The organism is Stenotrophomonas nematodicola (assembly GCF_009467805.1).
Taxonomy (GTDB): domain Bacteria; phylum Pseudomonadota; class Gammaproteobacteria; order Xanthomonadales; family Xanthomonadaceae; genus Stenotrophomonas; species Stenotrophomonas nematodicola.
This window is the reverse complement of sequence record NZ_WIAY01000001.1, coordinates 1402452-1428572: the sequence shown is the minus strand read 5'-3', so window position 1 is coordinate 1428572 and position 26121 is coordinate 1402452. Positions and strand designations below refer to the sequence as shown.

The window sequence follows — 26121 nt, the reverse complement described above, 5'->3', positions numbered from 1 at the left end:
CTACCGCTGTGGCTGCCGGCGCAGCGCCGCATCCAGTGCCGCCAACCGCTCCGGCGTGCCCACATCGGTCCATTGCCCACGATGATGCTGCCCGGTGACCCGGCCGTCGCCCATCGCGTGACGCATCAACGGCGCCAGTCCGAACTGCGGCGGCGTGGCAGCGGCACCGTCGGTACCGCCGATGACCTCGCGCCATCCCTGCACAATCCCCGGGCGGAACACGCCCACACCGGCATAGGTCAGGCGCGGCGCATCGCCCACATCGCCCACCGTGCCATCGTCGTGCAGGATGAAATCCCCGCGCGGGTGCTGCACCGGATTGTCGACCAGCACCAGGTGCGCGTCGCCGTGCGGCTGTACCGGCAACGTGGCGAAATCCACGTCGGTCCAGACATCGCCGTTGACCACCAGGAACGGGCCGTCACCCAGCACCGGCAGCGCGTTGAGAATGCCGCCGCCGGTCTCCAGCGGTATCGGACCTTCGTCGACCAGATGCAGGCGCAGGCCCCAGCGCGCGCCATCGCCCAGCGCCGGCGCGAACCGGTCGCCCAGCCACGAGGTATTGATCACCACCTCGTCGATGCCGGCCGCGGCCAGGCGTTCGAGGTGCCACACCACCAGCGGTTTGCCACCGGCCACCAGCAGCGGCTTGGGTGTGTGCAGGGTCAGCGGTCGCATCCGCTCGCCCTTGCCGGCGCAGAACACCAGCGCCTTCATGCGCGCGCCGGCCGCGGTTGCGCCAGCCGGGCCAGCGCGGGCTTGATGCGGTCTTCCAGCAGCGCCCGCAGCGGGGCCAGTTCCGGGTGGCGCGGCAGCACTTCGTCCAGGTACCGGATGAAGCGCGGCGCATCGTCGAAGTAATGGCCCTTGCCGTCGCGGTCGCGCAGGCGCACGAACAGGCCGAGAATCTTCAGGTGCCGCTGCACACCCATCCAGTCCGCGTCGCGCAGGAACTGCGGCCACGGCCGCACCGGCAGGCCGGCGGCCCGTGCCTGTGCGTGGTAGCGCGCCAGCCAGGCATCCACCCGCGCCAGCGGCCAGCTCAGGAAGGCATCCTTGAACAGGCTGACCGGATCGTAGGCGATCGGGCCGCGCACCAGGTCCTGGAAGTCGAGCACCGCGGGCCCGTCGTCGACCGGCATCAGATTGCGCGGCATGAAATCGCGGTGGGTCAGTACCTGCGGCTGGCCCAGGGCGTTGTCCATCAGGCGGCGATGCACCAGCTGCAGGCCTTCCAGCTCGCCGCAGTCCAGTTGCAGCCCCAGGTGGCGCTGCAGGAACCACTCGTCGAACAGGCCGGCGTCGCGCTGCAGCAGTGCCTCACCGAAGCTGCCCATGCCGTCGGGCACGGGGATCGACTGCAGCCGGATCAGTTGCGCGAAGGCGGCGTCGAACCAGGCATCTGCGTTGGCATCGTCGATGTGGCGGGCCAGCGTGGGGCCGCCGAGGTCCTCAAGCAGCAGGAACCCCTGCTCGACATCGCGCTCGAACACCTGCGGCACGCGCACGCCGTTGGGTGCGAGCAGATCATGCATGCGCAGCCACGGGCGCACGTCCTCCAGGCCAGGCGGAGAATCCATCACGATGTGGCTGCCACGCGTGCTGGTGGCGCGCCAGTAGCTGCGGAAGCCGGCGTCCACCGAGGCGCGGTCGAGCGCCAGGTGCGGGTCGCCAAGCATGGAACCTGCCCACTGCCGGCGGAGGTCGGCGCGCAGCGGGTCGGAAGCGGGATCGTTCATGGACGGGTACGTCGAAGCGGCGCCGGATGGCGCGCGGAAGGAAAGGAGTGGGGCAAGGTCAGCGTTTGCCGCTGACCAGTCGCAGCACGGCCAGGATGGCGACCGCGCCGATCACCGCGCCGATGAAGCCGGCCGGTTCGCCGCGTGCATACCAGCCCATGTACTGGCCGAACCAGCCGGCAAACAGCGCACCGCCGATGCCCAGCACGATGGTCAGCAGACAGCCCATGCGGTTGTTGCCGGGCATGAAGAAACGCCCGAGCAGGCCGACGATGAAGCCGACCAGGATGATGTAGAGCCAGCTGGTGCTGCCGAACAGACTGTTCATGACGCCGATTCCCGCAGGAGATGGACGCAGCCTACCAAGTGCAGGCTGCGTCCGTCACCGGGACGGTCAGCAGCAGCCGTGGCCGCCGTGGCGGGTGCCGCTGTCGGCCGCCACCGGCGAGCCGCTGGTCTCACCGCGCAGGCTGGCCGCGTAGTGCTCGCTGATCACCTTGGACACGCAGGCGGTCACGCGCTTGCCCATCGGGATGTGCAGGAACTCGTTCGGGCCGTGTGCGTTGGAGTGCGGGCCGAGCACGCCGGTGATCATGAACTGCGCGCCGGGGAACTTCTCGCCGAGCATGCCCATGAACGGAATCGAGCCGCCTTCGCCCATGTACATCGCCGGCTTGCCGAAGAAGGTCTGGCTGGCGTCGTCGATTGCCTTGGTCAGCCACGGCGCCATCGCCGGCGCGTTCCAGCCGGTGGAGGCCTTCTCCAGGTCCAGCGTCACTTCGGCACCGTTCGGCGGATCGCGCAGCAGGGCGTCCTTGAGCAGCTCGCCGCAGGTCTTGCCGTCGGCGGTCGGCGGCAGGCGCAGCGACAGCTTCACAGCGGTATGCGGGCGCAGCACGTTGCCGGCCGAGGCCAGCGGCGGCATGCCGTCCACACCGGTCACCGACAGCGCCGGGCGCCAGGTGCGGTTGAGCACCAGTTCGGTAAGGTCGTCATTCATCGGCGTGAGGCCGTCGACCAGCGGGAATTTCTCGAAGATCGCGGTGTCCACCACGTCGGCGGCGCGCTTGGCCTGTTCCAGGCGCTCGGCCGGAATGTCCACATTCATGCCGTCGATCAGGATGCGGCCGGTGTTCTCGTCCTCGATGCGCGAGAGCAGCTGGCGCAGCAGGCGGAAGCTGGACGGCACCACGCCGGAGGCATCACCGGAATGCACGCCTTCATTGAGCACCTTGACCGAGAAATTGCCGCCGGTCAGGCCGCGCAGCGAGGTGGTGCACCACAGCTGGTCGTAGTTGGCGCAGCCCGAATCCAGGCACACCACCAGCGACGGCTTGCCGATGCGGTCGGCCAGGTGATCCACGTAGGCGGGCAGGTCGTAGCTGCCCGATTCCTCGCAGGCTTCGATCAGCACCACACAGCGTGCGTGCGGCAGGCCCTGTTCCTGCAGCGCCAGCACCGCGGCCAGCGAGCCGAAGATCGCATAGCCGTCGTCGGCGCCACCGCGGCCGTACAGCTTGTCGCCGCGCAGCACCGGCACCCACGGGCCGAGGTCGTCGTCCCAGCCGGTCATTTCCGGCTGCTTGTCCAGGTGCCCGTACAACAGCACGGTGTCGTCGCCGGTCTCGGCGCCGGTGGCGGGAATCTCCAGCAGGATCAGCGGCGTGCGGCCTTCCAGGCGCACCACTTCCACGTTCAGGCCGGGCAGGTTCTGGGCCTTGGCCCAGTTCTCCATCAGCGTGACCGCCTGCTCCATGTAGCCGTTCGCGACCCAATCAGCGTCGAACATCGGCGATTTGTTGGGGATACGGATGTAATCGACCAGTTGCGGGACGATGTCGTTGTCCCACTTGTCACTGAGGAATTGGCCGAGTTTGGCGCTGTCCATCTGAAACTCCGAGTGCATTGGCTAGTCCTCACATTCTACGCCTCCCATCGGGGTAGGGATTTCCCTACATCACGTCGGGTATTTGGCCGGCTGCGTGAAGGTGCAGTGGACGATAGGCTGTGTGTATGTGGCGCGGGACACTGTTTTGGCCGAAGGGAATGTCGGCAGGCACTGTTTCCAAGTCACAAGGAGTTTCACGGTGGGGCCTTGGGTTTCGTGGAAGGCGCTGGTGCTGGGAATGCTGTTGATGTGGCCTGCCCATGCGGCGGACCGGATCGACATCAATACCGCCGATGCGTCGATGCTGGAGCAGGGACTGGCGAACGTAGGGCCCAGACGGGCTGAGGCGATCGTTGCATACCGGCGACAACACGGCCCTTTTCTTCGAGTCGAGGAGCTGGCTCGGGTCAAGGGGATAGGGACAGCAACCGTCGAACGGAATCGACAGCGGATGACGGCAGGCATCAGGACGATGCCCGTCGAGGAGCCTCCCAGGAAGGAGGCGCCGCGCTCCGTACCCAGGCGCTGACGGACAGGATTGCCGGAGACGGGCAGGACGCTGGTCGGCCACGCGGGCAGGACGCCCGATGGCACCGGACGCAGCAGGGACGCCCATGCCGCACGGACGCGGCGCCAACGGAAGGCAGGACACCACCAGGACGGTGGCATCCAGACCCGGGAAGGGAATGCGATGGCGGATAGAACAACGGCCCAGTGCAGGGAGCATGGTCGGGACCCATTTGGCAGGATGCGAAAGGGGGAAGGCGGGATGCCGACAAGGACGTGAAGATTGCCCGGTACCGTACAGGACGTATGGCCGGGCAATTTCTTTTCTGCGCGCGCGGCGCACTGCCGCGCCGCGAATCACCACTGCCGTGCGGCGCATCGTGTAGCCTCGGCGCGTCACTGCACAGGAATGAAGCAATGCGCGTACGTCGTTGTCTGTTGAGCGGGGTGGCAACCGCGCTTGTCGCTGCACTGTCCCTGGCCCACGCCGCCACGCCCCCGTCCACGGCGACGGCGGCCACCACCGAGGTCGTACGCGGCCCCACCGACCTCAAGCCCGGCGAGTTCCTCTGGCATCCGGAGATTTCGCCGGCCGGTCCGATCGTGCTGGTGGTCAGCCTGGATGAGCAGCGCGCCTATGTGTATCGCAACGGCATCGCCATCGGGCTGAGCACCATCAGCTCGGGCAAGGCCGGGCACGAAACCCCGACCGGCGTGTTCACCATCCTGCAGAAGGACAAGGACCACCGGTCCAATCTCTACAACAGCGCGCCGATGCCGTACATGCAGCGCCTGACCTGGGATGGCATCGCGCTGCACGGCGGCAGCCTGCCCGGGCATCCGGCATCCCACGGTTGCGTGCGCCTGCCGCAGGCGTTCGCGCAGAAGCTGTTTGGCGAGACCCGGCGCGGCGACACCGTGGTGGTGGCCGATGCCAAGAGCGCGCCGATGACGCTGGCCTATCCGGCGGTATTGGCACCGGTCAACAGCACCGGCAAACCGCTGGTCGAAACCACCGATGCACCGGACCACTACTGGAACGACGCCGCCGCGCCCTCCGGACAGGTCGGTATCCTGGTCAGCCTGCACGACCAGCGCCTGTACGTGCTGCGCGACGGCGTGCTGATCGGTGAATCGCGGCTGGAAGCCAAGGCGCTGCCGGCCTTCGAGGGCACTACGCTGTTCGTGATGCAGCAGGGGTACGCGGATGTTCCCAGCCCCCTGGACGCGCACCAGCGCCTGCACAAGTGGACGGCGTACCCGTTGCTGGGCCAGAGCGAGGGCAACGCCAGCCCGGACCTGCTGGCCACGCCGAGCCTGCCGATGGCGCTGCCGCCGGCGTTTGCCGAGCAGTTGTACAAGGCGCTGGTGCCGGGCACCACGCTGCTGGTGACCAGTCTGCCGGCGGTACGCCCGGTGGCCGATGAACAGAACCTGCAGCCGGTCTTGGAATCCGACGCCCCGGGGTCCACCTTGTAGGGATTGCTCCCGTTGGCGGGTGGTTGCCCATGTCTGCTGTGAAAGCCCTGTTGGCCGCTGCGCTCGGCCTGATTGCGTCCGCCTCGGCGGGCGCAGCCGGGATCCCCGTGGCGGCGGCTGCGCCATCCGCCTCGAGCGCCGCGCGCCCGGCGGCGCAGGACCCGGCCCGGTTGGCCGAGATGCTGGCGCAGGCGGCACCGTCGGCCGACCGCAACGTGCTGCAGCTGGCGGCCAAGGCGATGTCGTGCGCGCTGCGCCGGCCCGATCTTGGCGTCGACCCGGCGCGGTTGAGCGTGATCGACTATTCGCGCCCCTCCACCGAGCCGCGCATGTGGGTGTTCGACCTGCGCCGGCAGACGCTGCTGTTCGAGGAATGGGTGGCGCATGGCCGCAACAGCGGCGGCAATCGTACCGAGCATTTCTCCAACCGCGACGGCAGCTTCATGTCCAGCCTGGGCGCGTTCACCGCGAAGGAAACCTACATGGGCGGCAACGGTTACTCGCTGCGCCTGGAAGGCCTGGAACCGGGCTTCAATGACAACGCGCGTGATCGGGCCATCGTCATCCACGGCGCGCCGTACGTGAACCCTACCTTCGCCCGCATGCAGGGCCGGCTCGGCCGCAGTCTCGGTTGCCCGGCCGTGCGGTTGACGGTGGCCAAGCCGCTGATCGACAGCCTGCGCGGTGGTGCGATGGTGTTCGCCTACTACCCGGACAAGGACTGGCTGGCGCGTTCGCGGCTGCTGGAACCGGACTGCGGCGGCAGCGCCGGCTGAGGCACAATGCCGGCATGTCGACCGATACCTTCCTGAGCGCGGCCACGCGCGTGATTCCCAGTGTCGAGTACCGCCGCGAGCGCTGGCGCAACGGCCTGGGCTGGACCCGCGAGATTGTGCGCGTGCCCGACACCGACGACTGGCAGGTGCGCCTGTCGATCGCCGAGATCGAGCAGGATGCCGCCTTCTCCGCGTTTCCCGGGATCGAGCGCGAGCTGGTACTGCTGCGTGGCGAAGGCCTGCGCCTGCGCTTTGCCGATGGCACGCTGCACACGCTGATGCCGCCGCATGACCGCCTGCGCTTTGCCGGCGAAGCGCAGGTGCGTGGCGAGCTGGTGGACGGCGTCACCCACGACTTCAACCTGATGTGGCGCCGTGATGCAGTGAACGCCGAACTGCTGCATCGCCCGCTGGTGGGCAGCATGTTCTTCTTCACCGAAGCGGACACCGCCTGGGCGATCCACCTGTTGTCCGGACAGGCGCAGTTCGACGGCGACACCAACCTGCCGCCGTTGGAAGCCGGCGATACCGCGTGGCTGGCCGCCGGTGAACGCCGGCGTTTCGCGCTGCGCGGCGGTGGGGAGTTGTTGGCGATCCGGGTTTCACCCGGAAAACCCCCACTTGCATGACGACACCGGCAATCAACGGCTGCTGACCCGGATCAGGGAAGCACGGCATGCGTTGCTGCATTGGCACTGCTCTCCCGCCGAACCGGCGCACACCTTGCGGGTAACTGGCCGTCGATCGACTGCCTACGCTGCGCAACGTCCGGCAAGGGCGTGACCGTCGATCGAAGGCGGCACCGGTGATGCGTTCGCCGCGCAGGCCACTGCTACCGGCAGTCGTTGCCGGCGATGCCCGATGGCCGTTGCTCAGTACACGTCGCGCCGATACCGTCCGGCGACGATCAGGGCTTCTTTGCCTTCGCGTCCCAGCGCCTGTTCGATCACTGCATCCACCGCCGGGGCCATGCCCTGCAGGCTGCCGCAGACCAGGATCGTGGCACCGTCGCGCACCCACTGGCGCAGCTCGTCCAGGCGCGCCTGCAGCCGGTCCTGCACGTAGCGATGTTCACCGCCGTCGCGACTGAACACCGTATCCAGGCGCTGGATGCCCCCGGCCTGATGCCAGGCGATGAGTTCATCGCCAAAGAAGAAATCGTGGGCCTGGGTACGCTCGCCGAACAGCAGCCAGTTGCGCCGCGCGCCGGCATCGATGCGGGCGCGCAGATGCGCGCGCAACCCGGCGATGCCGGTGCCGTTGCCGATCAGGATCAACGGTGCGTCGTGCGCCGGGGCATGGAAATTCGGGTTGCTGCGGAAGCGCAGGTCGATGCGGCCGCCCAGGTCGGCGTGGTCGCACAACCAGCCGCTGCCCAGCCCGGGCGTGCCGTCCGGGCGCAGCTGGCGGCGCAGCAACAGCATCACCTTGCCTTCGACGGGCATGCTGGCGATGGAGTACTCGCGGTGCGGCAGCGGCGTGAGCGAGGCGACCAGGGCCGCGTCCTCGGCGGGCACCGCATCGGGCAAGGCCGGCAGGTGCGCGCGCGCCAGATGGGCCGACAGCGGCTCGCCGCCCACCATGCTCGCGCCGTCGCGTGCGTGGGTGGCCAGCCACGCCGCCACGTCGGCCGGTGCGTGCCGCGGCCCGATTTCCACTACGTCACCGGCCTGCCAGGCCGGCAGCGCGCCGTCAGCCGGCACCAGCGCGATCCGCCAGGTACCGGTGCCAGGGCTGCCGGGGTTCTCCAGCGTGCGCGCCTGCAGGTGCCACGGCCGGTACTCGGCCGGGGTCCAGTCCGGCAGGTCGGTGGCGGCGCCGCCGAGCTGGCCGAGCAGCTGCTGCCAGTGGCGCAGCGCGGCGGGATCGGCGTTGTCCACCTCCACGGTATCGAACAACGGGTGCGCGCCGTGCTGGCGCAGCCACGCATCGAGCTGGTGCCCGAACGCGCAGAAATGGCCGTAGCTGCGGTCGCCCAGCGCCAGTACGCCGTAGTGCAGCCCGGGCAGGGCCAGCGCTTGTGGCATGACGTTGCGCAGGAACGGCAGTGCGTGATCGGGCGCATCGCCTTCGCCGGTGGTGCTGACAACGAACAGGGCCTGCGTGGCCTGCTGCAGGGTCGCCGCATCAATCTGGTGCAGGCCGCAGACGCGTACCGCCACGCCGGCTGCACGCAGGGCGTCGGCGCTGCGTTCGCACAGCTGCTGGGCAAACCCGGTCTGGCTGGACCAGACCAGCAGGGTCGGCGGTGGGCCACTGTCGCTGGCGGTGTCGTCGCGCGGACGGCCCCGCCACCACACCACCGCGCAGAACACTGCATACGCCACCACGCTGCCGGCGGCCCAGCTCCAGCGCGCGGGCAGCGGTGCACTCTGCCACCACGCGTCCTGCTGGTGCAGGCCCAGCAGCCACACTGCGATCAGCAACAGCAGCGCGATGACGGCGGTGTTGCCGAGGGTGGCGCGCGAGGGGAATCTCATGCCGCGCCCGCCGCATCATCGCCAAGCAGCTGCGCGAAGGCCGGGCTCAGGTGTTCGTCGATGCCCTGCGCGCCACGGGTGACGAAGCGGGCCGCCAGGCCGTGGGCACGCGCGAAGGCGAGGCCCGTTTCCACGCCCATCACTGTCAGGGCGGTTGCCCACGCATCGGCGTGCATCGCATCGGGGGCCACCACGGTGACGGCGGCGGCCGCGCGTGCAACGGGCGCACCGCTGCGCGGGTCCAGGGTGTGGCTGAACTGCGCGCCGTCCTGTTCAAAGTGATGCCAGCGGTCGCCGGAGGTGGCGACGGCGCGATCGTCGAGCGTCAGCACGCGGGGCGGGTGGGTTGCCCGCGCATCGTCCTCCGGCGCGGATTCAACCAGCACGCGCCACGGCTGGCCGTCGGGCTTGCGCCCATAGCCATGCAGTTCGCCCCCCACTTCCACCAGCGCGGCGTGCACGTCCTGCTGGCGCAGCCAATGGACGATCTGGTCGACACCGAAGCCCTTGGCGATGGCCGAGAGATCCAGCTCCAGTCCACCGGGTTGGTACAGCCGGCCGGGTTCATGCCGCAGGCGCTGCCAGCCACAGCGTGCACGGGTGGCGGCCAGGGTCTGCGCGTCGGGCACGCGCCGGGCCTGCGCCTGTGCACCGAACCCCCACACCGCCACCAGCGGACCGACGGTGGGATCGAAGGCGCCGCCGCTGCGCCGGGTGATGTCCAGCGCGCACTGCACGACCGTGTCGAACAGCGGCGGCAGGGCCTGCCAGTGGCCGGCATCGGCGCGGTTGAACCGCGCGATGTCGCTGCGGGACTCCCAGGTGCTCATCTGCGCCACGACGGCGTCGAGCTGGGCCTGGATGCCGGCATGCAGCGGGTGCAGGTCGCGCGTACGCGCCACCGCCAGCTTTACCTGCCAGGTGGTGCCCATGCTGTGGCCACCGAGGCTGGCGATGTCGAGGAGCGTGTCGTTCATGGGCGAGGGCAGGGACGCCGGGCAGGGCCCGGCGTACGGTTACTGCGGCAGCACTTCCAGGGTGGCGACGTAGCTCAGGCGGCGGGTCTTGGCCTGCTTGACGGACACCTTCTTGTCTTCGGTGCCGGTTTCCAGCCAGTACATGCCGGCCTCGGGCCAGGTGACGGTGAACTCGCCCTTCTTGTCGGTGGTGACCTTGATCTCTTCCTGGGCGTTGCGATAGCGCGTGCCGCCGCGGGTGATCTCGAACGCCAGACCGGCGCGCGGCTTGCCATCGACCAGCACGCGGAAGGACGCGGGTTCGCCGGCGACCAGGTCGTTGGGATGGGCCAGCGCCACCATCTCGATGCCCTGCTTGGTGGGCTTGAGGGCGGTGTCGTTCGGGGTGCCGTTGGTGACGAAGGTTTCCACGCGGCCGACCGACTGCGACACCTTCAGGTTCTTGGCCTTCTTCGGCACTTCGCTGGCGAAGGTGGCGGCGGTACCGCGCCAGCGCTTGGGCTTGCCATCTTCGTCCCAGGTGGCCGACAGGCCGTTGTTGATGGTGGCCAGGCGGTAGGTGCCCTGCTGGGTCAGCTCAACGTCGAACACGCTGCGGAACTTGCCGGTGGAGGCGTTCTGCGGCTGCACGGTGGTGCCGTCCGGTGCGGTGATCACCAGGTTGTCCAGGCGCAGCGGCACGTGGTTGAAGTAGAACAGGTCGTTGGACACGGCCGCGTCGACGGTGATCCACGGGTTGTTGCCGGCGATGACGGTCTGCGAGGGCTGCAGCCAGGCCTTGTGGGCCAGGGCGGAGAACGGAAGGGCGGCGGCCAGGGCGGCGGCTAGGACGAGCGTGCGCTTCATCAACAACTCCAGGGAAAGGGAAAGAATCAGGGCTTGGCCGACAGCGTGACCAGGCCGAGCTCGGTGCTGCCCTGGGCCTTGCCGGTCTGTGCGGACGTGGCAGGCCAGGTGAACGGGATCTTGAGCAGTTCACGGCCGCCGACTTCGCGCACCGCTTCCACCACCAGCGTGTAGTTGCCCGGCGCCAGGGCCTTCAGTGCCGGCTGCTTGTCGGAGAACGACAGTGCGTGTTTGCCGACCGGGCGGGTCGGGCCGGTGACACCGTCCACCGGCACGTCCAGCGTGCGGCCGCTCTTGCGCCACCACTGGCGCAGGTCGGGCAGCCACTTGGTGCCGTGGCCTTCGCTGTTGCTGGTCTGCTGGTACCAGACCGACAGGTTGGCGGCGACCTTCTGGTCGGCCCCTTCCAGCCACACCGCGACGTAGGGCCGGTGGTACTCGGCGACGTTGAGCTTGGGCACCTCGACGTTGATGTCCAGCGTGGTGGCATAGGCCGGCGAGGTGGCCAGCAGGCCGCTCAGGGCAATGGTCAGGGTGACGCGCATGGTGCGGCTCCGGAAAGGAAAACGGTCAATGGATGAGGATCAGGGCGATCAGCAGCGGCACCAGCAGACCCAGCCCGACCAGTGGCCAGGTCATGCGGCGTTGGCGGGCGTGCAGGTGCAGCAGGAACAGGCCGGTGATGCAGAAGACCAGGCAGGCAACGGCGAAGATGTCCAGGAACCAGCCCCACGCCGGGCCGGCGTTGCGGCCCTTGTGGAGGTCGTTGAAATAGGAGACCCAGCCGCGCGCGGTGGATTCGTATTCCACGGCGCCGGAGTCGCGGTCGATGCTCAGCCAGGCGTCGGCGCCGGGGCTGGGCATGGAGAGATAGACTTCGCCATCGGACCACTCGGCCGGGCGGCGGCCGATGGCGATGCCGAGCTGGGCATCGAGCCAGCGGCTGGCCTTGCGCGGCAGCGGGGCAGTGCCGTCGGCGCGGTCGCCGAGCGTGCCCAGCAGGTCGGCCGGCAGCGTCAACTGCTGGCTGACCACCACCGGTTTGGCTTCGATCTTCGCCGCATGGTTGAGGGTGATGCCGGTGGCGGCAAACAGCAGCATGCCGATCAGGCAGACGGCCGAGCTGATCCAGTGCCACTGGTGCAGCGTGCGCAGCCAGAAGCCGCGGCTTTGTTGTTGCTGCACGCTGGAGGAAGGAGTGGTCACAGGCAGGGATCAGGAGCTCAATGGCGAATTACACCATTGATGAGAATGGTTCGCAATTTTGGGCGGGAAGGGGGGCCGACCCGCGGTCGGCCCCCACCACAACACCCGGCAAGGTGGCGCCCGACCGCGGGTCGGGCGGCGCCTCAGAACCTTGCGTTCAGCGACATCCAGTAGCTGCGACGCTGGTCCTTGGTGGCGTAGTCATCCACGCAGTTGTACTCGCTGTCGCTGATCAGCACGCACGACTGGGACACGAAGTCCTTGTCGAACAGGTTGTTGACGCGTGCGTTGAGGGTCAGCCACGGGGTGATGGTCCAGCTGCCACCGAGATGGAAGACGGTGTAGTCCTCGTAGTAGCGCACCTGCGAGGTGCTCACGCCGCCGACGCTGGTCACCAGCGTGTCGCGGTAGCGGTCGTAGCGGCCTTCGCCGATCAGCGACAGGCTGACCGTATCGTTGAGCTGCCAGTTCAGGCTGGCGTTGGCCATGTGGCGCGCCGGGGTCGTGGTGCCGCCCACCGGCTTGCCCTTGTCCACGCCGCTGGTCTGCTCGGAACGGGTGTAGGTGTAGTTGCCGCGCAGCTGCAGGTTGTCCAGCAGGTCCACGTAGGCAGCCGCTTCCACGCCCTTGGTTTCGGCCTTGTCCACGTTCACGCTCTGGGTGAACGTGCTGTAGCCCAGTTCGGCCCAGCCCGGGCCCACGTCCACGCAGTAGCCGCCGCCAGCCGGGGCGACCTCGCAGTTCGGGAACGTGCCGCCGCTGGCGATCTTGTCGTCGAACTGGTTGAAGAAGCCGGTGACGTTGAAGCCCCAGTCGGCGCCCTCGTAGTAGGCGGCCAGCTCATAGTTGGTGCTGGTTTCCGGCTTGAGGTTGGGCGAACCCACCAGCGGCAGCACGCCCTGGCCACCGAAACCGGTGACGCCGGGGAACAGCTGGTCCGGGCGCGGGGTCTTGTAGCCGGTGCTCACGCCACCCTTGACGGTCCAGGCATCGCTGGCGTTCCACACCAGGTAGCCGCGCGGGCTGAGGTGGCTGCCGAAGATGTTGTGGTGGTCGTAGCGCAGGCCGATGGTGGCGGTCAGCGTATCGGTCAGCGACCAGTTGTCCTCGGCGAACACCGACGACATGCGGTGCTTCTGCTTCACGTTGTCCTGGTAGCCGTTGCCGTCCATGCCGAACACGCCGTCGGTCATGTCGGTGTCGGTGTACTGGCCGCCCACGGTCAGCTTGTGCGCGCCGAAGGTCATGTCCAGCATGGTGTCGAGCACGATGCCTTCCAGTTCCATCGTGCGCAGCGGACGCGGCAGGAAGGCCTGCAGCCGCGCCAGCTCGGCCGGGTTCAGGGCGGTCAGCGCGTTGCCGCGGCCGGCGGCGCAGTTGTTGGCCGCGCCGGTGCGGCGGCACACGTCGTTCCACAGAGTCTGCAGGTCGGCGCGCTCGTCCAGGGTCAGCGGCAGCGAGCGGCCCAGGTTGTTGCTGGTGGTGTGGGTCAGCGTGGTCTGCCAGGTGCCGAAGTCGTACCGGCCCTGGTGGGTCAGGGCCACCTGATCGCGCTCATAGCGCTGGTAGGCGGTGTAGCCCACGCGCGGCTGCACCACGCGGCGGGTGGTGGTGCCGGTGCCGTTCGGGTTGGGAAGGGTGGCATTGCCGACGCGCCACAGGCTGGCCAGGCTGTCCAGTGTGCCGGTCTGGCCCTGGCTGTTGTCGTACTTCTGCCGCGAGACGTCGTAGTCCAGCCACAGGTCGTGATCGTCGTTGACGGTGAAGCTCAGGCGCAGACCGGTGTTCCAGTTGGTGTTGGCCACGGCCTTGCCGCCGCCGCCGAAGCCGATGCTGCGCGCCCACAGCGTGCCATCGGGCAGCGGCAGGTCATCCCATTCCGGGTTGGAGGCCTTGGCATCGTAGTAGCTGCCGCGCACCGACAGGCCGATGCGGTCCTTGACCAGCGGGCCGCTCAGGTACACGTCGGTGGTGCGCGCATCGCCGAACTGGTCGTCCTGCTGCACGGTGAAGCCCTGGGTGACCGAGCCGTGCCAAGTGTCCTGGTTGCGGCGGGTGATGATGTTGATCACTCCGCCCATCGCGTCCGAGCCGTACAGGGTGGACATCGGGCCGCGCACCACTTCGATGCGCTCGATGGCATCCAGCGGCGGCAGGTAGGCGAACTGGCCGCCGCCGAAGTTGTTCGGGTACAGCTGGCCGACATTGCTCTGGCGACGGCCGTCGATCAGCACCAGGGTGTATTCGGACGGCATGCCCCGCATGGAAATGGTGGCGCGGCCGTTCTTGTCGGTGGTTTCCATGCCCACGTCGATGCCTTCTACGTCGCGCAGCGCGTCCACCAGGCTGGTGTACGGGCGCTTGCTGAGTTCTTCGCGGCTGACCACGCTGATGCTGGCCGGCGCATCGGTGATCTTCTGTTCGAAGCCCGAGGCGGTGACCACCACCTTGTCCAGGGTCTGCGGGGCACCGCTGCCGGTGGCGAAGGCCGGCGCCGACAGCGCGCTGAGCAGGGCGATGGACAGGGTGTGGCGGGACAGGGACGTGCGGCGACGCTGGCGCAGGGCCATGAGCAATACCTCGAAAGAAAGACGGATGCGCGGGCCCGGGCTATCGGCCTCGGCACCTGCAGGGGATCAGGGAAGCGCCCGCAAGGCGGGCAGGCAGCGGTGGTACCGGCAGCGCGACGCGGTGGCGTCGGCCGTGACCGGGATCAGCCCTGCGGGGGCGCCTGGCCGCGCTGGACGCGCAGGCCGGGGGCAGCAGGCAGCGGCGTGGCCGGTGCCGAATCGATCGAGGGGGCCACCTGCGGTGGCGCGGCCACCAGTGTGGCCATCAGGGCGTCCAGTCCGTCGGCCGCAGTGGCGGACGGAACCAGGGGCGGTGCTGCGGCGGCGCGCGCGCTGGCGAGCCGGCGCGGCTTGGCCGGGGCCTCTTCCTGCGGGGCGGATTCGCCGCCGCCGGGCAGGCGTTCGTCCATCGGCGCCTGCACCAGCTGCGCACTGCCGGGCACGGCGTGCCCGAGCATCGGCAGTATGGCCAGCAGCATAGACAGCAGGGCCAGCCAGGCCAGCACCGTCGCCAACGCCGGACGCTGCCCGCGCATGGCGGGAGCGAAGCTGCGGTGGCGGTGCGGATGGCGCAAGACGATTCCCTGGACGGCGTTGGAAGAGGCACTACGGCCCGACAGCCACGCGCCGGCGGCGGCGCAGGCGGATGGCCAGCGGCGCAGGGTGGGGCGGCGGGATTGTAGGTGAGATTGGTTATCCGGCGCAAATGCGAATGATTTGCGACTGTAGTCAGGCGCTGCCGTCGTCCAGCAGCGCGCGGACCTGCGCATGCGGGGAGGCGGCCAGCAGCGGGCGGATATGCGCCTGGAACGACGGGCTGCCGGTGGCGAGCGCGCGTTGCAGCCAGCTCACTGCGGCGTCCACCTGGCCGGCCGCGAGCAGCAGCGAGGCATGGCTGGCCTGGCCGCGGAAGTCGCCGGCCTCAGCCGAGCGTCGGTACCAGGCCGGCGCGGCGGCCGGGTCGGCCGCCACGCCGATGCCGTCTTCCAGGCAGCGGCCCACCAGGTTCATCGATTTGGCATGGCCGCGCTGGGCTGCCCGCAGGTACAGCGCGTACGCGGCGCGCTCGTCGCGTGCGGTGCCGCGCCCGGTGCCCACCAGGTTGGCCAGGTTGTACAGGCCCCAGTCCAGCCCCGCCTCGGCGGCGCGGCGGTACCAGACCACGGCCAGTTCCAGGTTGACCGGGGTGCCGGTGCCGAGCTCATGGCAGCGTCCCAGCATGTTGGCCGCGATGGCCAGGCCGCCGTTGGCGGCGCGCTCGAACCAGAGCATGGCGGCGGCGGCATCCTGGGCCACGCCGCGGCCTTCCATGCGCGCCTGCCCGAGCAGGAACTGCGCCTGCGCGTCGCCCCGTTGGGCGGTGGCTTCCAGCGCGGCCAGCGCCGCCGCAGGATCGCGCTGCATCAGCGCGACCAGCGCGTCGGCATCCAATGCCCCGGTGGTCGGCTCAGACATCGGCCCACTGCCGCAGCAGGTTGTGATACACGCCGGTGAGGTTGACCAGCGCGGGGTGTTCGGGGTGATCGTGGGTGAGGCGGCGGATGGACACGTCCAGATCCCACATCAGGCGGCGCTGGCCGTCGTCGCGCAGCATGCTCTGGATCCAGAAGAAGGACGCCAGCCGTGCGCCGGCGGTGACCGGGGTGACCTGGTGCAGGCTGGTGCCGGGGTAGAGCACCATGTGGCCGGCCGGCAGCTTGACCCGCTGGTTGCCGTAGGTGTCTTCGATGACCAGTTCGCCCCCCTCGTACTCGTCCGGATCGCTCAGGAACAGGGTGGCCGACAGGTCGGTGCGCACCGGCTGCGGCTGGCCGGCGGCGCTGTAGTCGTAGCGCACGGCATTGTCCACATGGAACCCGAACGTCTGCCCCGGCTGGTAGCAGTTGAACAGCGGCGGGAAGATGCGGCGCGGCAGGGCCGCGGAGAAGAAGGTGCTGTTGCGGCCGAGCGCGTCGAGGATGATCGAGCCGATCGCGCGGGCGGCCGGGTCGGACTCGGGCAGCTGCAGGTTGTGCTTGGCCTGCGCGGACTGATAGCCCGCCGTCAGGCGCCCGTCGGTCCATCCGGCGGTGGCCAGTTGCCGGCGGGCCAGGCTGACCTGCTCGGCGGTGAGAACGTCGGGAATGTGCAGCAGCATGGTCGGCTCCAACACCTCCCGCGCAGGCGCGCGGGAGGTGGCGTGTGGCTTAGAACGTGAAGTTGAACGCCAGCGTTGCCGAACGGCCCGGCGCGATGGCGGCGAAGTGCGAAGCGTACGCCTTGGTGAAGTAGGTTTTGTTGGTCAGGTTCTGCACGTTCAACTGCAGGCTGTAGCGCGGGTTGAACTGGTAGCCCACCATCGCGTCCCAGCGGGTGTACGACGGCACCCACTTGGTGTTGTTGACGTTGCCGTACACCTTGTCCACGTAGTTGGCGCCGGCGCCCAGGCTCAGACCGGGCACGAACGACGGGGCCCAGGTGGTCCACAGGCTGGCGCTGTGCCTGGCGGTGTTGGGGAACTGGTTGCCGTTGTACGGCGAAGGCACGTACACGCCGTTGACCAGCAGGAAGCCGTTGTCCTCGACCACCGCATCCAGGTAGGTATAGCCACCGAACACCTGCCAGCCCTCCACGATGGTGCCGCTGAAGCCGATCTCGGCGCCCTTGACCTTCTTGCGGCCCGCGTTCTGGGTGGTGCCCGCGTCGCTGAGCACGCGGGCGTTGGTCATCTCGGTCTCGAAGATCGCACCGGTCAGCGACAGGCGGGCATCGAACAGGTCCCACTTGGTGCCCAGCTCGATGTTGCGGCTGCGCTGCGGTTCGAGGTCCTTGATGGTCGCGGTGATGCCGTCGGCGCCGTCGCCGGCATCCACGCCCACCGGCGTGGACGAGGTGCCCCACGACAGGTAGATGCTGCCGTTGGCGACCGGCTTGTAGACCAGCCCGGCCTGGCCATTCCAGAACGAGGTGTCGTTGCGCAGGTGCTGCGCGTTGGCCGCCGCGGTCGGGCTGAACAGATGGGTGCTGTAGTCGTCGAAGCGCGCGCCCAGGTTCAACATCCACTGTTCGCTGAAGCTGATGGTGTCGAACACATAGGCCGACGTGGTGCGGGTGGTCTGGCGCGCATCGTTGAGCGGGTTGCTGCGGGTAACGGTGTGGGTCGCCGACCACGGGTCGTTCGGGTTCGGGTTGGTCAGGTCGGTGCAGTTGTAGCCGGTGGCCGCGCCGGTGGTCGGGCAGCTCTGGTTGCCGGTGACCGGGTTGTTGGTGCCGCCGGTGGTCTGGCCGTTCGGGCGCACCACGTCGCCGATCACGTAGTTGCCGCGTACGGTCTTCTCATCGCTGTATTCCACGCCGGCCGTGAAGCTGTGGCGCAGCGGGCCGGTCTCCAACTCGCCGGTGACGCTGGTCTGGTTGACGAAGCTGTCGGTCTGCGTGGCGCGCGAGTTGGTGCGGCGCCAGATCGTGCCGAACAGGTTCGGGTTGCCCTTGCTGTCGTCCGGCTGGGTCCACAGGTAGTCGTTGCGGGTGTCGCCGTAGCGGGTGATGTTGCGCAGGACGATGCCGCCGAAGTCGTGCGACAGGTTCAGCGTGGTGATGTCTGCCTTGGTCTTCTGGAAATCGCGGTCCACCAGGCCGTAGAACGCATCGCGGTTGGTCACGATCGGGCTGCCGTCGCCGTTCAGCGGCAGGTTGGGGCCACTGGTGAACGGGTTGTTGTACGGGAAGCCGCCGGCGTCGGGCAGGTCGTCGGTTTCCATGTGGTAATGGCTGATCACCGCCTGGGTCGGGCCGTTCAGGCCGAACGCCAGCGACGGCGCGATGCCCCAGCGGCTGCTGTTGACCGCGTCGCGGCCGGCCACATCGGCATCGTGGCTCATGATGTTCACGCGGGCGGCGATGCCGTCACCGATCACCTGGTTGGCATCCAGCGTGCCGCGGCGGTAGCTGTCGGTGCCGGCGGCCAGCGAGCCCTGCACAAAGTTGTCCAGCTTTGGGGTCTTGCTGACCAGGCTGATGGTGCCGCCAGCCGAGCCGCGGCCGGAGTAGGCCGAGCTCGGGCCCTTGACCACGTCGATCTGCTCGATCGCGAATACTTCGCGGGTCTGGCTGCCGGCATCGCGCAGGCCATCCACGTAGATGTCCGACGCCGAGTCGAAGCCACGGATGAAAGGACGGTCGCCGGTCGGGTTGCCGCCTTCACCGGCGCCGAAAGTGATGCCGGGGACCGTGCGCAGCGCATCGAGCAGGGTGGTGGCGGCGGTCTGCTCGATCACCTGCTGGGAAATCACGCTGACCGATTTGGGGGTGTCCAGCAGCGGCGCGGTGAATTTGGACGACTGCGGGCGCACGCGCTCCCCGTGCACATCGACGCCATCCAGCTCGGTGGCGCGCTGCGGATCGGCGCCCGCGTCGGTCTCGGCGTGGGCCAGGGCGGGGGCGGCGATGGCCAGCAGCAGGGCGGACGACAGCGGAGTGGGGCGGACGGTCATGGGATTTCCTGGGGATGCGGACAGGGGCCGGAACAGGCGGAGCGTCGCGGCCGGTGGGTGTGGGGCGGGAAGACAGCGGACAGGAGCGGGCAGGCATGGCCCACGACGCCGCGGCGCGCAGGCGTGCAGGGCATCAACGCAGGGCGTTGACGCCGGGATCAGGCGTAGGGAGGGGCGTGGCCGGGATTGAGCCGCAGCGCGGGTTCCAGCCGCTGCCAGCGCAGCGCGTCGGCGCGCCACAGTGGCACCCGGGCGATCCACGGGGTCCGGTGGCTGGCGCGACGGATGGCAGTGCTGTCCGAGTCGGCGTCGCCGCCGGTCTCGCTGCCCAGCCGGGCCGCGTGCACCCCCTCGGGAACCGGAGCAGGCGCCGGCGGGGCGTGCGAGACGAGGTCGAGGGTGCTGTGGCCGGCCGCCTCGACGGCAGCCGCGGGGCGGCCCGGTGCATCCGGTCGGCCACTGTCGCCCGGCCACGCCAGGCCCCAGCAGCACCACGCAGAGCGTGGCCCACAGGGCGGCGATACCGAAGCGGCGGCGGCGGCGGCGACGAAGCACGAAGGACCAGGCAGGAGCGGCCAAAGCGCCGCAATGCCTATGTTAATAGCAACAATTCGCGTTATCAAAGACCCGCCATTCAGGCGTCGAAACCGGTCAGTCGCGGTCGTCGCGGGTCCAGACGGCGTCGTGCTCGCGCTTCACCGGGAACCGGGACACCGGCGAGTAGGCCGGCGCACACAGGGCGCGGCCGTCGCGGATGTCGAAGCGCGCGCCGTGCAGTACGCACTCGATGCTGCCCTCGGCGGTGTCGAAGGTGCCCGAGGACAGCTCGAACTCGTCATGCGTGCACTGGTCTTCCAGCGCATACAGCTCGCCGTCCAGGTTGAACACCACGATCGGCGTGCCGGTCACCTCGTCGAAGGTGCTCTTCATCTCACCGGGAAGCAGCTCGGCGCTGGCGCAGACGAAGGTCCAGGTGTCGCTCATGCCTGGGCCACCAGCGGCTTTTCAAGGATCTCGAACTGCAGGTCATCGCGCTTGGGGATGCCGAAGCGCTCGTCACCGTAGGGGAACGGCTTCTTGATCCCGGTGCGGCGGTAGCCGCGGCGCTCATAGAAGGCGATCAGCTCGTCGCGGATGTCGATCACCGTCATCTGCATCACCTCCAGCTGCCACGCCGCAGCCGCATGGGCTTCGGCGGCGTCCATCACCTGCTTGCCCACGCCGCCGCCCTGCAGGGTCGGCTCAACCGCGAACATGCCGAAGTAGCCCTTGCCCTGGTCGTCGGCCACATGCGCGCAGGCCAGCAGACGGCCCTCGCGTTCGGCCAGCAGGATGGTGCTGCGCGGACGTTCGATATCGGCCTGCAGACCCTGCGGGTCGATGCGGGCGCCATCGAGCATGTCCGCCTCGGTGGTCCAGCCGGCCCGGCTGGCATCACCCCGGTAGGCAGCGGTGACAAGGGCAACAAGGGCGGGGATGTCGGCCAGCGTGGCCGCACGGAAGGTGAGGGTGGTCATGGGCACATTCTAGGCGGGCCGGGGCGGGCTGGAAACGCTCCCGCCCTGTTTGGGGATTCGTCCATGCAACGATGCCAAATGCAACGGAACGTGGCTGCTCGATGAATAGATCAAGGTTGATTGAATGTCCGCCTGCAGTGGCCGGGAAACGTCACTGACGTGCAATGATGCGCAGAGGGGGCGAGATGGGGGCGGGGACGCGCTGGCTGGAGAGCTTCCTGCGCTCGATCAAGCCGGGAAATACGGGGGGCCAAACAAAGCGGTGGAGAGGTCGGGGATGAGCGCCTGGGCGCGCGGATTTGGGTTGTCAATTGGTTTGATCATTATCGCGTATGGCGGCGCGGTAATGCATGGCTTGGCTCAAGGGCCGATCCCATGTCGCGCGAAATGCGGAATTGATTATGCACTGGTGATCTATTTTGGAGAGCCCCGCGCGCATCTGATCATCGGCATGCAATGGACTGTGGTGGGTGTCGCGCTGTGCATCATTTCTCTTCTGGCATCCCGGCGCAGTCCAAAGATAGAGCGCCGTAGGCGTAACCGCAGTCGCAATCGTAGTCGCAAGCGCAAACGCTTCGAAGGCAAGCAATGAAACGCCGCAGCCGTTCCCGCGGCTGCAGTGTGGCCGCCGCGCTTGTCAGCGCATGAAAAACTCCACCGGGAACGACAGTTCCACCGGCGCCGGGCGTTCGTCGGGCACGGCCGGCAGGGGCGCGGCGCGGCGGAAGGTTTCCAGTGCGGCCTGGTCGAGCAGCGGGAAGCCGGACGACTGTTCCAGCGACAGCGCCAGCAGGGTGCCGTTGCGGGCCAGGCTCACGCGGACCTGCACGATGCCTTCCTGGCGCCGCGCGCGCGCTGCATTGGGGTAGCGGCGGAAGCGCTCCAGCCGCGCCATGACGCGGCCTTCCCAGCTGTCGCGGCCAGGCGTGGCTTCACTGGGGCCGGGTGGCAGCGGCGGCGTGAGCGGTGCCGCGGCCACCGACGCGTCCTGCTGCCGCGGCGCGGGCGATTCGACCGTGGGCAGTGGCGGCGTCGGCGGCGGAATCACCCAGTTCGCTGCGGCGCGCGGCGGGGTGTCCGGCAGCGGGCGCGGCGGCTCGGGTTTCTGCTGCTGCACCGACGCGGCCGTGCTCGGGGTCGGTGCGACGATCTCCTCCAGTGGCACTTCCGGCGCACGGGGCGGCAACAGCACCAGCTGGGTGCGCTCGGCGGGCGGCGGTGGCAGGTCCGGCGCGGTCGGCACGCGGGTCCACAGCAGCAGGGCAAAGACGGTGACGTGGGCGAGCACGGTCAGTACGGCCGCCAGGCCATGCGCATGGCGTTCGGCAATCTGCAGCAGGCGGCTGGGCGGGGTGCCGCGCGGAACCGGGCGGCACAGCAGGTACAGCGCGCAGCCGCCCATGCCGATCGCCACGGCGATCCACAGCACGAACGAGGGATGGGCGGCGATCCAGAACGCGGCGAAGCCGACGGCCATGCCACCGCAGGCGAATGCCTTGGCACGGCGCGACATCGCCCCCTGCTCGCGCCACAGCACCAGCGGCGGGCCGAAGCGGGGGTGCTGCAGCAGCCAGCGTTCGAAACGGGGCGAGGATCTGCCGAAGCAGGCCGCCGCCAGGATCATGAAAATGGTCGTGGGCATCACCGGCAGCAGCGCCCCGATGATGCCCAGGCCCACCATCAGCAGCCCGAGCAGCAGGTAACCGGCACGCACCACGCGGTGACGTGGGCGGACGGCCGGGACGGCGAGGGTGGGCTGGGTGGCGTCCATCTCAGGCCGCGAACGCCTGTTCGACATAGCCATGCACGCGCACGAATGCCTGGGTGGCACCGTCGATCATCCGCTGCTCCTGGGCCGGGTCCAGCGCGGCGCCGTCCAGCGCCGCGGTGAACTGGCGCCAGTGCCGGGCGCGCCCTTCCGGGTGTCCGGCGAGGTGACGCGCCCCGCGGGTCTCATCCAGGCCGATGCGTGCGGCCAGTTTGAACAGGATCGCCGCGCCGAGGTTGGAGCCCTCGGCGACGTACAGCCATCCCAGCGCTGTGGCCAGATCGACGTCGGCCGGCAGTGCGCGGCCGTCATCGGCCGGCACGGGCTCGCCGAGGTCGGCCAGGTCGGCCGCCAGATCCTGCAGACGCTGGCGTTCGGCCAGATCCTCCACCAGCGCGTGCAGCGCCGGCACCGCGTACAGCGCGGCGATGTCGCGGTGGAAGCGGTACTGCACGCGCAGAAAGCGGCGGTAGGTGTCGATGGAGGCAAACGGGTCGCCGCGCATGATGCGCTGGTCGAGCCGGTCGTGAGTGGCGTGGGTGGCTGCCTTCAGCCGCTGACTGCGGGTCGGGGCGGCGGCAGCAGGGGATGTCGTGGACATGGGCGGGCGCTCCTTAGAAGTTCACGGTGAAGCCCAACCGCACCGTGCGCCCCGGCGAGGCCATCAGGCCCAGCGTCATGGCGTCCATGTAGTAGCGGTCGGTGAGGTTGTCGACGGTGAGGTCGACGGCGACGTGGTCGTTGAGGCGGTAGTTGGCGAATACGTCCACCAGCACGTACGAGCCCCAGTCCACCACCGGGATCAGGCTGGCACCGGCCTCGCGCATCGGCCGGTGGCCGGTGTAGCTGACCCGCGTGCCGGCGGTGAGGCGCTGCTCGAACAGGTGGGTGCCCAACGTCAGCGCGCCGGCCGCGCGCGGCGGGATGTGGTTGCTGGCGTAGCTGTCGTTGACACCGCCGGCGTGGCACGCCTCGGTCCGGGTGGGATACGCGCGGCCGCTGTGGCAGAAGTTGGTGTAGGTGTAGTCGGCGTCCCAGCGGCAGCGCATCTGGCGGCTCAGCCGCGCCAGCAGCCAGCGGTGATGCTCACGGAACAGCGAGGCGAGCGCATCGGGGGAGACGACCGGGGACGCCATTGCGATCTATGCAAATGAGAAGTGTTCGCATTATTGCATGATTGGGGGCGGGCCGGGAGGGCGGGGGCAAGGGGGCACAACGGGGACCGTGCAAGCGCGTCGCCTGATTGCGCTGCAGCATCAGTGCGTAGGAAAAAGCCTCATTGAAATGCAGGTGAATATAACGATAGCCGATGTGGGTTCGAGTATCAGTTTTCGATAGCCAATTGGTTATTGACGATAGGCCCCCGCTGATTCATAAAAACGGTCTTCAAAAATGTGTCGGCGCTTCGGGGAAAAAGAAGCGGCGCATCTTGGAATGGACTATCGCCCCTGCCTTACGGCGGGCTGGAGTAGTGCGCTCACGCTCTGCAGCGCGTGCAGGTCGGTATCGATGAATGGAGATGGCGTAATGCAAGTAAGTGCAACCGAATGTGTATGCATTAGTAGATCCCGGAGCGCGGTGGTGTATCTGCTTGCTATCGCATGGGTGCTTCTGCCGTTGACGACGTACGCCCAGATCGTGCCCACATGGCGCGAGGAGTATGACAAGCGTTTGAAGTACGGCGATCTTGTTGAGTCGCACAAAGGTGAGATATTCGGCGAGAAGGTGAATCTCTACGACGGCACATTGAGCTTCAGTGCCACCGACATCGCGGTACACCAGGAGTGATGCCGTGACAATTAATATATTCTTTATAGTGGTATTTGTATCGGTTTTCTTGTGCTTGGTCACATTCTTTAGGTTTACTGGGCGCTTTCCGCGACTATATCCAGAGCTATGGAAGCGTCTGGGCTGTCCAGAATCCCTGGGCCTGCATGGTCAGGCAACGTACTTGACGGTGGTGTTGGGGTTGGAAAAGCGGGTGCCGTTACACGCTCTGCGTCAAGTTCGCGGCGAGATGGTTGCAATACGCGTGCTGTTGGCGATTGCGGTAGTTGCTTTTACCGGCGTGGCGTTCATGACCGGGTGAGTCATTAAAATGCCGGCGCGGCATCGCAACCGGGAGGCGTCCACCACGACGCCACACCGGTAGCGTTGCGCGCCGGACCGACGAACTGACGGACACTTGCTCAGCTCTTCGGTGAAGTGCGCCAGCAGGGCGGCCTCGCGTGTTTCCACGTGCTTCAGGCTGAGGGTCCCCAGGTAGTCCACCGCCACGCCCAGGCCGATGAAGCCGGCGATGTGGGGATGCCGGCCTCGAACATATGTGGGGCATCGTTGAACACGGTGCCCTCGACGCCGACCTCCTTGATCATCTCGCCGCCGCCCAGGAACGGCGGCATGGCATCTCCCGGCTTGTCGACTGGGGAATGTTCCTGCTGTTCATCTGGTTGGTCCCCTATCTGGGGATCACGTTCTATGTTGGAGTTGTTGCCGCGCGCTTTATGCTCAAGCCCGCCAGCCAAGGGGCGGCATCCGGCGAATAGCGTTCACCCTGGATGGTCGTTGGTAGGAGTCGTGGAAAGTCAAACCCGAATACGCTATGCAGGGTTGGTATTAAAAAGTGGATGGGTGGTTTGCGTGCCTGGGGCTAGAACGCCCGTACCGAAGGATGGGTTCACCAACGCACATTTCATGTCGGACCGAGGCGGGTCAAATGAAGGCACTTCGAAACTTGACCTGAGAGACTTCAAGGGATTCCATAGCATCGAAGGGAGGCTTGATGCCAAGCGGCTTGATCGGCAGTTCTCGGATACGTCCACGTGGCTTTTTGCCTATGGAGACCAGTGTGGACGTCAGCCTGACTCGGAGTGCGGTGCTGTTGGCGATCATCTGCGGAACGTCGGGGTGCGTAAGCAGGCCGGCGTGCGATTTTGATGTGCTGAATCATCAGCCGCATAGTGGCAGCGCGCAGAAGTTTGAGGTGGAGCTTCTCCGTCGTCTGGAATCAGACGGCCGGGTGGGGGGTCCTGGAATCAAGGTGAATCTGATTGCATCTCAGATCGAGCGCTCGGCTGACGGGAAGACGGGGGATAGGTTCTACTACGTGGTGGCTGATGGCCAGAACCGGTTCGTAGCCGCTGAGACATGCTCCGATGGTGTTGGAGATTGCGTAGCCAAGGCAGCCGATCTCGCCCGTTCCGCCTGTAAGAATCCGCAGGAGTAGCTGGGTTGTGCGTACTGGAAGGGCCCTGCAGGGAAACCTCGGTTCGAGGGGCGCACGGGTGGAGTCGATCGGTCACGTTCCGGAGCAGGTAGCTACGATGCGCAGGTTTCCAAGGGTTGCCAAGTTGGGTGGGTCTGGCGAATCAGCCGGTATCCTGTCCCGGGTGGGTGCGTTGACTGGGTGCGTGGGCAGCCTGGGCTTCTGCACGATCTTCGCAAGCGCCTGCACACCGGAGCGGGCCGCAGATGTCAATGTGATCAATCAACAGCCGGGTAACCCGCTGGCGATTGACTATGCGATGTCGGTGGCAGACGTGCTGCGCTCCACTGCCGCACCATTGGATTGCAGCGTGCGGATAGTAGACGTGGTCCGTGTTGCTGGCGCAGGCACCATCGAGCCCACCAGACAGCGGGTCTACTTCGCAATTGTCGGGTCCGATGACAGGTTTCTGGAGGCGGACAGCTGTGGCGTCGACATGACAACGTGCGCGCGGACGGTCGCGCACACGGCCAAGCGCCTGTGCCTGTCGGCGCGTGGAACCCAGCCCTTCTGAGCAGCCGCGTCCGCCACCCTGGTAGTAATGCGGCCAGCGCTGCAGCACTTCTTCGCGGTGGTGACGGCGACGATCAGTGTGGTGCGCAGCAGATCCGGCCGTGTGGACTGGGGAGTG

29 protein-coding genes and 1 pseudogene are annotated in these 26121 nt (G+C 67.9%); 9 read left to right on the top strand and 21 right to left on the bottom strand.

Annotated elements, in window-relative coordinates:
- The 4 genes from murU to GDJ08_RS06630 all read right to left on the bottom strand — a co-directional run bounded on the left by murU (position 1) and on the right by GDJ08_RS06630 (position 3627).
- Entirely contained in the window at positions 1–717 is a 717-nt protein-coding gene (gene murU, locus GDJ08_RS06645) for an N-acetylmuramate alpha-1-phosphate uridylyltransferase MurU (RefSeq protein WP_017356240.1), read from the bottom strand.
- Positions 714–1739, bottom strand: a complete 1026-nt coding sequence (locus tag GDJ08_RS06640) for an aminoglycoside phosphotransferase family protein (RefSeq protein WP_153164536.1) — start codon at positions 1737–1739, stop codon at positions 714–716. Before GDJ08_RS06640 ends, murU begins: the two co-directional genes overlap by 4 nt.
- 58 nt (positions 1740–1797) lie before the next feature.
- The gene (locus GDJ08_RS06635; protein ID WP_136006530.1) at positions 1798–2067 is read right to left on the bottom strand and encodes a GlsB/YeaQ/YmgE family stress response membrane protein; all 270 of its coding nucleotides are present in this window, start codon (positions 2065–2067) and stop codon (positions 1798–1800) included.
- Positions 2068–2133: 66 nt separating this feature from the next.
- Complete coding sequence (locus tag GDJ08_RS06630; RefSeq protein WP_136006532.1) at positions 2134–3627, bottom strand: M20 family metallopeptidase; 1494 nt, start codon at positions 3625–3627, stop codon at positions 2134–2136.
- A gap of 238 nt (positions 3628–3865) precedes the next feature.
- Between GDJ08_RS06630 and GDJ08_RS06625 the strand changes: the two genes are divergently transcribed.
- From GDJ08_RS06625 to GDJ08_RS06610, 4 genes are all read left to right on the top strand, one after another.
- The gene (locus GDJ08_RS06625) at positions 3866–4156 is read left to right on the top strand and encodes a ComEA family DNA-binding protein (protein WP_136006599.1); all 291 of its coding nucleotides are present in this window, start codon (positions 3866–3868) and stop codon (positions 4154–4156) included.
- 395 nt (positions 4157–4551) lie between these two features.
- Positions 4552–5613, top strand: coding sequence for a L,D-transpeptidase (locus GDJ08_RS06620; RefSeq protein WP_153164535.1), 1062 nt, complete (start codon positions 4552–4554; stop codon positions 5611–5613).
- Positions 5614–5642: 29 nt separating this feature from the next.
- Positions 5643–6389 carry a murein L,D-transpeptidase catalytic domain family protein gene (locus GDJ08_RS06615; protein WP_153164534.1) on the top strand — a complete coding sequence of 249 codons (747 nt, stop codon included), beginning with the start codon at positions 5643–5645 and terminating at the stop codon, positions 6387–6389.
- A gap of 14 nt (positions 6390–6403) precedes the next feature.
- Positions 6404–7018, top strand: a complete 615-nt coding sequence (locus GDJ08_RS06610) for a HutD/Ves family protein (protein WP_136006539.1) — start codon at positions 6404–6406, stop codon at positions 7016–7018.
- A 243-nt stretch (positions 7019–7261) separates the two neighbouring features.
- Here the strand turns inward: GDJ08_RS06610 and GDJ08_RS06605 are convergent, their stop codons facing one another.
- The 13 genes from GDJ08_RS06605 to GDJ08_RS06545 form a co-directional block, all read right to left on the bottom strand.
- Positions 7262–8869, bottom strand: a complete 1608-nt coding sequence (locus tag GDJ08_RS06605; RefSeq protein WP_153164533.1) for a sulfite reductase subunit alpha — start codon at positions 8867–8869, stop codon at positions 7262–7264.
- Positions 8866–9846 (bottom strand): FAD:protein FMN transferase, encoded by a 981-nt coding sequence (locus GDJ08_RS06600; RefSeq protein ID WP_153164532.1) that lies wholly within the window; start codon positions 9844–9846, stop codon positions 8866–8868. Before GDJ08_RS06600 ends, GDJ08_RS06605 begins: the two co-directional genes overlap by 4 nt.
- A 39-nt stretch (positions 9847–9885) precedes the next feature.
- Complete coding sequence (locus GDJ08_RS06595; protein WP_017355780.1) at positions 9886–10692, bottom strand: DUF4198 domain-containing protein; 807 nt, start codon at positions 10690–10692, stop codon at positions 9886–9888.
- A gap of 26 nt (positions 10693–10718) precedes the next feature.
- The gene (locus GDJ08_RS06590; RefSeq protein ID WP_017355781.1) at positions 10719–11237 is read right to left on the bottom strand and encodes a DUF2271 domain-containing protein; all 519 of its coding nucleotides are present in this window, start codon (positions 11235–11237) and stop codon (positions 10719–10721) included.
- Between the two features lie 25 nt (positions 11238–11262).
- A complete protein-coding gene (locus GDJ08_RS06585; protein ID WP_153164531.1) occupies positions 11263–11898 on the bottom strand; it encodes a PepSY-associated TM helix domain-containing protein in 636 nt (211 codons plus the stop codon).
- 143 nt (positions 11899–12041) lie between these two features.
- A complete protein-coding gene (locus GDJ08_RS06580; protein ID WP_153164530.1) occupies positions 12042–14468 on the bottom strand; it encodes a TonB-dependent receptor domain-containing protein in 2427 nt (808 codons plus the stop codon).
- A 143-nt stretch (positions 14469–14611) separates the two neighbouring features.
- Entirely contained in the window at positions 14612–15043 is a 432-nt protein-coding gene (locus GDJ08_RS06575) for a hypothetical protein (protein WP_229296455.1), read from the bottom strand.
- Positions 15044–15197: 154 nt separating this feature from the next.
- Positions 15198–15923 (bottom strand): tetratricopeptide repeat protein, encoded by a 726-nt coding sequence (locus tag GDJ08_RS06570; protein WP_136006553.1) that lies wholly within the window; start codon positions 15921–15923, stop codon positions 15198–15200.
- Positions 15916–16605, bottom strand: coding sequence for a Fe2+-dependent dioxygenase (locus GDJ08_RS06565; protein WP_017357313.1), 690 nt, complete (start codon positions 16603–16605; stop codon positions 15916–15918). The genes GDJ08_RS06570 and GDJ08_RS06565 overlap by 8 nt, the downstream gene beginning before the upstream one ends.
- A gap of 49 nt (positions 16606–16654) precedes the next feature.
- Entirely contained in the window at positions 16655–18940 is a 2286-nt protein-coding gene (locus GDJ08_RS06560) for a TonB-dependent receptor (protein ID WP_153164529.1), read from the bottom strand.
- A 158-nt stretch (positions 18941–19098) separates the two neighbouring features.
- Positions 19099–19287: a hypothetical protein gene (locus tag GDJ08_RS06555; RefSeq protein WP_153164528.1), complete on the bottom strand. Its 189-nt coding sequence runs from the start codon at positions 19285–19287 to the stop codon at positions 19099–19101.
- 304 nt (positions 19288–19591) lie between these two features.
- Positions 19592–19924 (bottom strand): non-heme iron oxygenase ferredoxin subunit, encoded by a 333-nt coding sequence (locus GDJ08_RS06550; RefSeq protein WP_017357420.1) that lies wholly within the window; start codon positions 19922–19924, stop codon positions 19592–19594.
- On the bottom strand, positions 19921–20457 hold the full coding sequence (locus GDJ08_RS06545; RefSeq protein ID WP_136006561.1) for a GNAT family N-acetyltransferase: 537 nt from the start codon (positions 20455–20457) through the stop codon (positions 19921–19923). The genes GDJ08_RS06550 and GDJ08_RS06545 overlap by 4 nt, the downstream gene beginning before the upstream one ends.
- A 277-nt stretch (positions 20458–20734) precedes the next feature.
- Here GDJ08_RS06545 and GDJ08_RS06540 point away from each other — a divergent pair, with 277 nt between their 5' ends.
- Positions 20735–21049: a hypothetical protein gene (locus GDJ08_RS06540; RefSeq protein ID WP_153164527.1), complete on the top strand. Its 315-nt coding sequence runs from the start codon at positions 20735–20737 to the stop codon at positions 21047–21049.
- A gap of 45 nt (positions 21050–21094) precedes the next feature.
- On the opposite strand, the gene GDJ08_RS06535 is transcribed toward GDJ08_RS06540, so the two are convergent.
- From GDJ08_RS06535 to GDJ08_RS06525, 3 genes are read right to left on the bottom strand one after another with little or no spacing between them, the layout of a single operon-like run.
- Positions 21095–22228 (bottom strand): TonB family protein, encoded by a 1134-nt coding sequence (locus GDJ08_RS06535; protein WP_229296454.1) that lies wholly within the window; start codon positions 22226–22228, stop codon positions 21095–21097.
- A 1-nt stretch (position 22229) separates the two neighbouring features.
- Complete coding sequence (locus tag GDJ08_RS06530) at positions 22230–22826, bottom strand: biliverdin-producing heme oxygenase (protein ID WP_153164526.1); 597 nt, start codon at positions 22824–22826, stop codon at positions 22230–22232.
- 13 nt (positions 22827–22839) lie between these two features.
- Positions 22840–23361 (bottom strand): TonB-dependent receptor domain-containing protein, encoded by a 522-nt coding sequence (locus GDJ08_RS06525; protein ID WP_136006568.1) that lies wholly within the window; start codon positions 23359–23361, stop codon positions 22840–22842.
- Between the two features lie 445 nt (positions 23362–23806).
- Between GDJ08_RS06525 and GDJ08_RS06520 the strand changes: the two genes are divergently transcribed.
- Positions 23807–24013, top strand: a complete 207-nt coding sequence (locus tag GDJ08_RS06520) for a hypothetical protein (protein WP_037591384.1) — start codon at positions 23807–23809, stop codon at positions 24011–24013.
- A 4-nt stretch (positions 24014–24017) separates the two neighbouring features.
- Positions 24018–24314, top strand: a complete 297-nt coding sequence (locus tag GDJ08_RS20005; protein WP_165699742.1) for a hypothetical protein — start codon at positions 24018–24020, stop codon at positions 24312–24314.
- 97 nt (positions 24315–24411) lie between these two features.
- Here GDJ08_RS20005 and GDJ08_RS20180 read toward each other — a convergent pair.
- Positions 24412–24630, bottom strand: a pseudogene (locus tag GDJ08_RS20180) (aminotransferase class V-fold PLP-dependent enzyme); the annotation flags it as partial.
- On the opposite strand from GDJ08_RS20180, the gene GDJ08_RS20000 reads away from it, so the two are divergent.
- Both GDJ08_RS20000 and GDJ08_RS06510 read left to right on the top strand, forming a co-directional pair.
- The gene (locus GDJ08_RS20000; protein ID WP_165699741.1) at positions 24550–24771 is read left to right on the top strand and encodes a hypothetical protein; all 222 of its coding nucleotides are present in this window, start codon (positions 24550–24552) and stop codon (positions 24769–24771) included. The pseudogene GDJ08_RS20180 and the gene GDJ08_RS20000 sit on opposite strands and share 81 nt — an antisense overlap.
- Before the next feature lie 864 nt (positions 24772–25635).
- Complete coding sequence (locus GDJ08_RS06510) at positions 25636–26004, top strand: hypothetical protein (RefSeq protein ID WP_153164525.1); 369 nt, start codon at positions 25636–25638, stop codon at positions 26002–26004.
- Positions 26005–26121 lie beyond the last annotated feature (117 nt).

Coding starts and splice junctions, on each gene's coding strand:
- murU (WP_017356240.1), bottom strand. CDS start 717: ATGAAGGCGCTGGTGTTCTGCGCCGGCAAGGGCGAGCGGATGCGACCG.
- GDJ08_RS06640 (WP_153164536.1), bottom strand. CDS start 1,739: ATGAACGATCCCGCTTCCGACCCGCTGCGCGCCGACCTCCGCCGGCAG.
- GDJ08_RS06635 (WP_136006530.1), bottom strand. CDS start 2,067: ATGAACAGTCTGTTCGGCAGCACCAGCTGGCTCTACATCATCCTGGTC.
- GDJ08_RS06630 (WP_136006532.1), bottom strand. CDS start 3,627: ATGGACAGCGCCAAACTCGGCCAATTCCTCAGTGACAAGTGGGACAAC.
- GDJ08_RS06625 (WP_136006599.1), top strand. CDS start 3,866: ATGCTGTTGATGTGGCCTGCCCATGCGGCGGACCGGATCGACATCAAT.
- GDJ08_RS06620 (WP_153164535.1), top strand. CDS start 4,552: ATGCGCGTACGTCGTTGTCTGTTGAGCGGGGTGGCAACCGCGCTTGTC.
- GDJ08_RS06615 (WP_153164534.1), top strand. CDS start 5,643: ATGTCTGCTGTGAAAGCCCTGTTGGCCGCTGCGCTCGGCCTGATTGCG.
- GDJ08_RS06610 (WP_136006539.1), top strand. CDS start 6,404: ATGTCGACCGATACCTTCCTGAGCGCGGCCACGCGCGTGATTCCCAGT.
- GDJ08_RS06605 (WP_153164533.1), bottom strand. CDS start 8,869: ATGAGATTCCCCTCGCGCGCCACCCTCGGCAACACCGCCGTCATCGCG.
- GDJ08_RS06600 (WP_153164532.1), bottom strand. CDS start 9,846: ATGAACGACACGCTCCTCGACATCGCCAGCCTCGGTGGCCACAGCATG.
- GDJ08_RS06595 (WP_017355780.1), bottom strand. CDS start 10,692: ATGAAGCGCACGCTCGTCCTAGCCGCCGCCCTGGCCGCCGCCCTTCCG.
- GDJ08_RS06590 (WP_017355781.1), bottom strand. CDS start 11,237: ATGCGCGTCACCCTGACCATTGCCCTGAGCGGCCTGCTGGCCACCTCG.
- GDJ08_RS06580 (WP_153164530.1), bottom strand. CDS start 14,468: ATGGCCCTGCGCCAGCGTCGCCGCACGTCCCTGTCCCGCCACACCCTG.
- GDJ08_RS06570 (WP_136006553.1), bottom strand. CDS start 15,923: ATGTCTGAGCCGACCACCGGGGCATTGGATGCCGACGCGCTGGTCGCG.
- GDJ08_RS06565 (WP_017357313.1), bottom strand. CDS start 16,605: ATGCTGCTGCACATTCCCGACGTTCTCACCGCCGAGCAGGTCAGCCTG.
- GDJ08_RS06560 (WP_153164529.1), bottom strand. CDS start 18,940: ATGACCGTCCGCCCCACTCCGCTGTCGTCCGCCCTGCTGCTGGCCATC.
- GDJ08_RS06550 (WP_017357420.1), bottom strand. CDS start 19,924: ATGAGCGACACCTGGACCTTCGTCTGCGCCAGCGCCGAGCTGCTTCCC.
- GDJ08_RS06545 (WP_136006561.1), bottom strand. CDS start 20,457: ATGACCACCCTCACCTTCCGTGCGGCCACGCTGGCCGACATCCCCGCC.
- GDJ08_RS06540 (WP_153164527.1), top strand. CDS start 20,735: ATGAGCGCCTGGGCGCGCGGATTTGGGTTGTCAATTGGTTTGATCATT.
- GDJ08_RS06535 (WP_229296454.1), bottom strand. CDS start 22,228: ATGGACGCCACCCAGCCCACCCTCGCCGTCCCGGCCGTCCGCCCACGT.
- GDJ08_RS06530 (WP_153164526.1), bottom strand. CDS start 22,826: ATGTCCACGACATCCCCTGCTGCCGCCGCCCCGACCCGCAGTCAGCGG.
- GDJ08_RS06525 (WP_136006568.1), bottom strand. CDS start 23,361: ATGGCGTCCCCGGTCGTCTCCCCCGATGCGCTCGCCTCGCTGTTCCGT.
- GDJ08_RS20000 (WP_165699741.1), top strand. CDS start 24,550: ATGTGGGGCATCGTTGAACACGGTGCCCTCGACGCCGACCTCCTTGAT.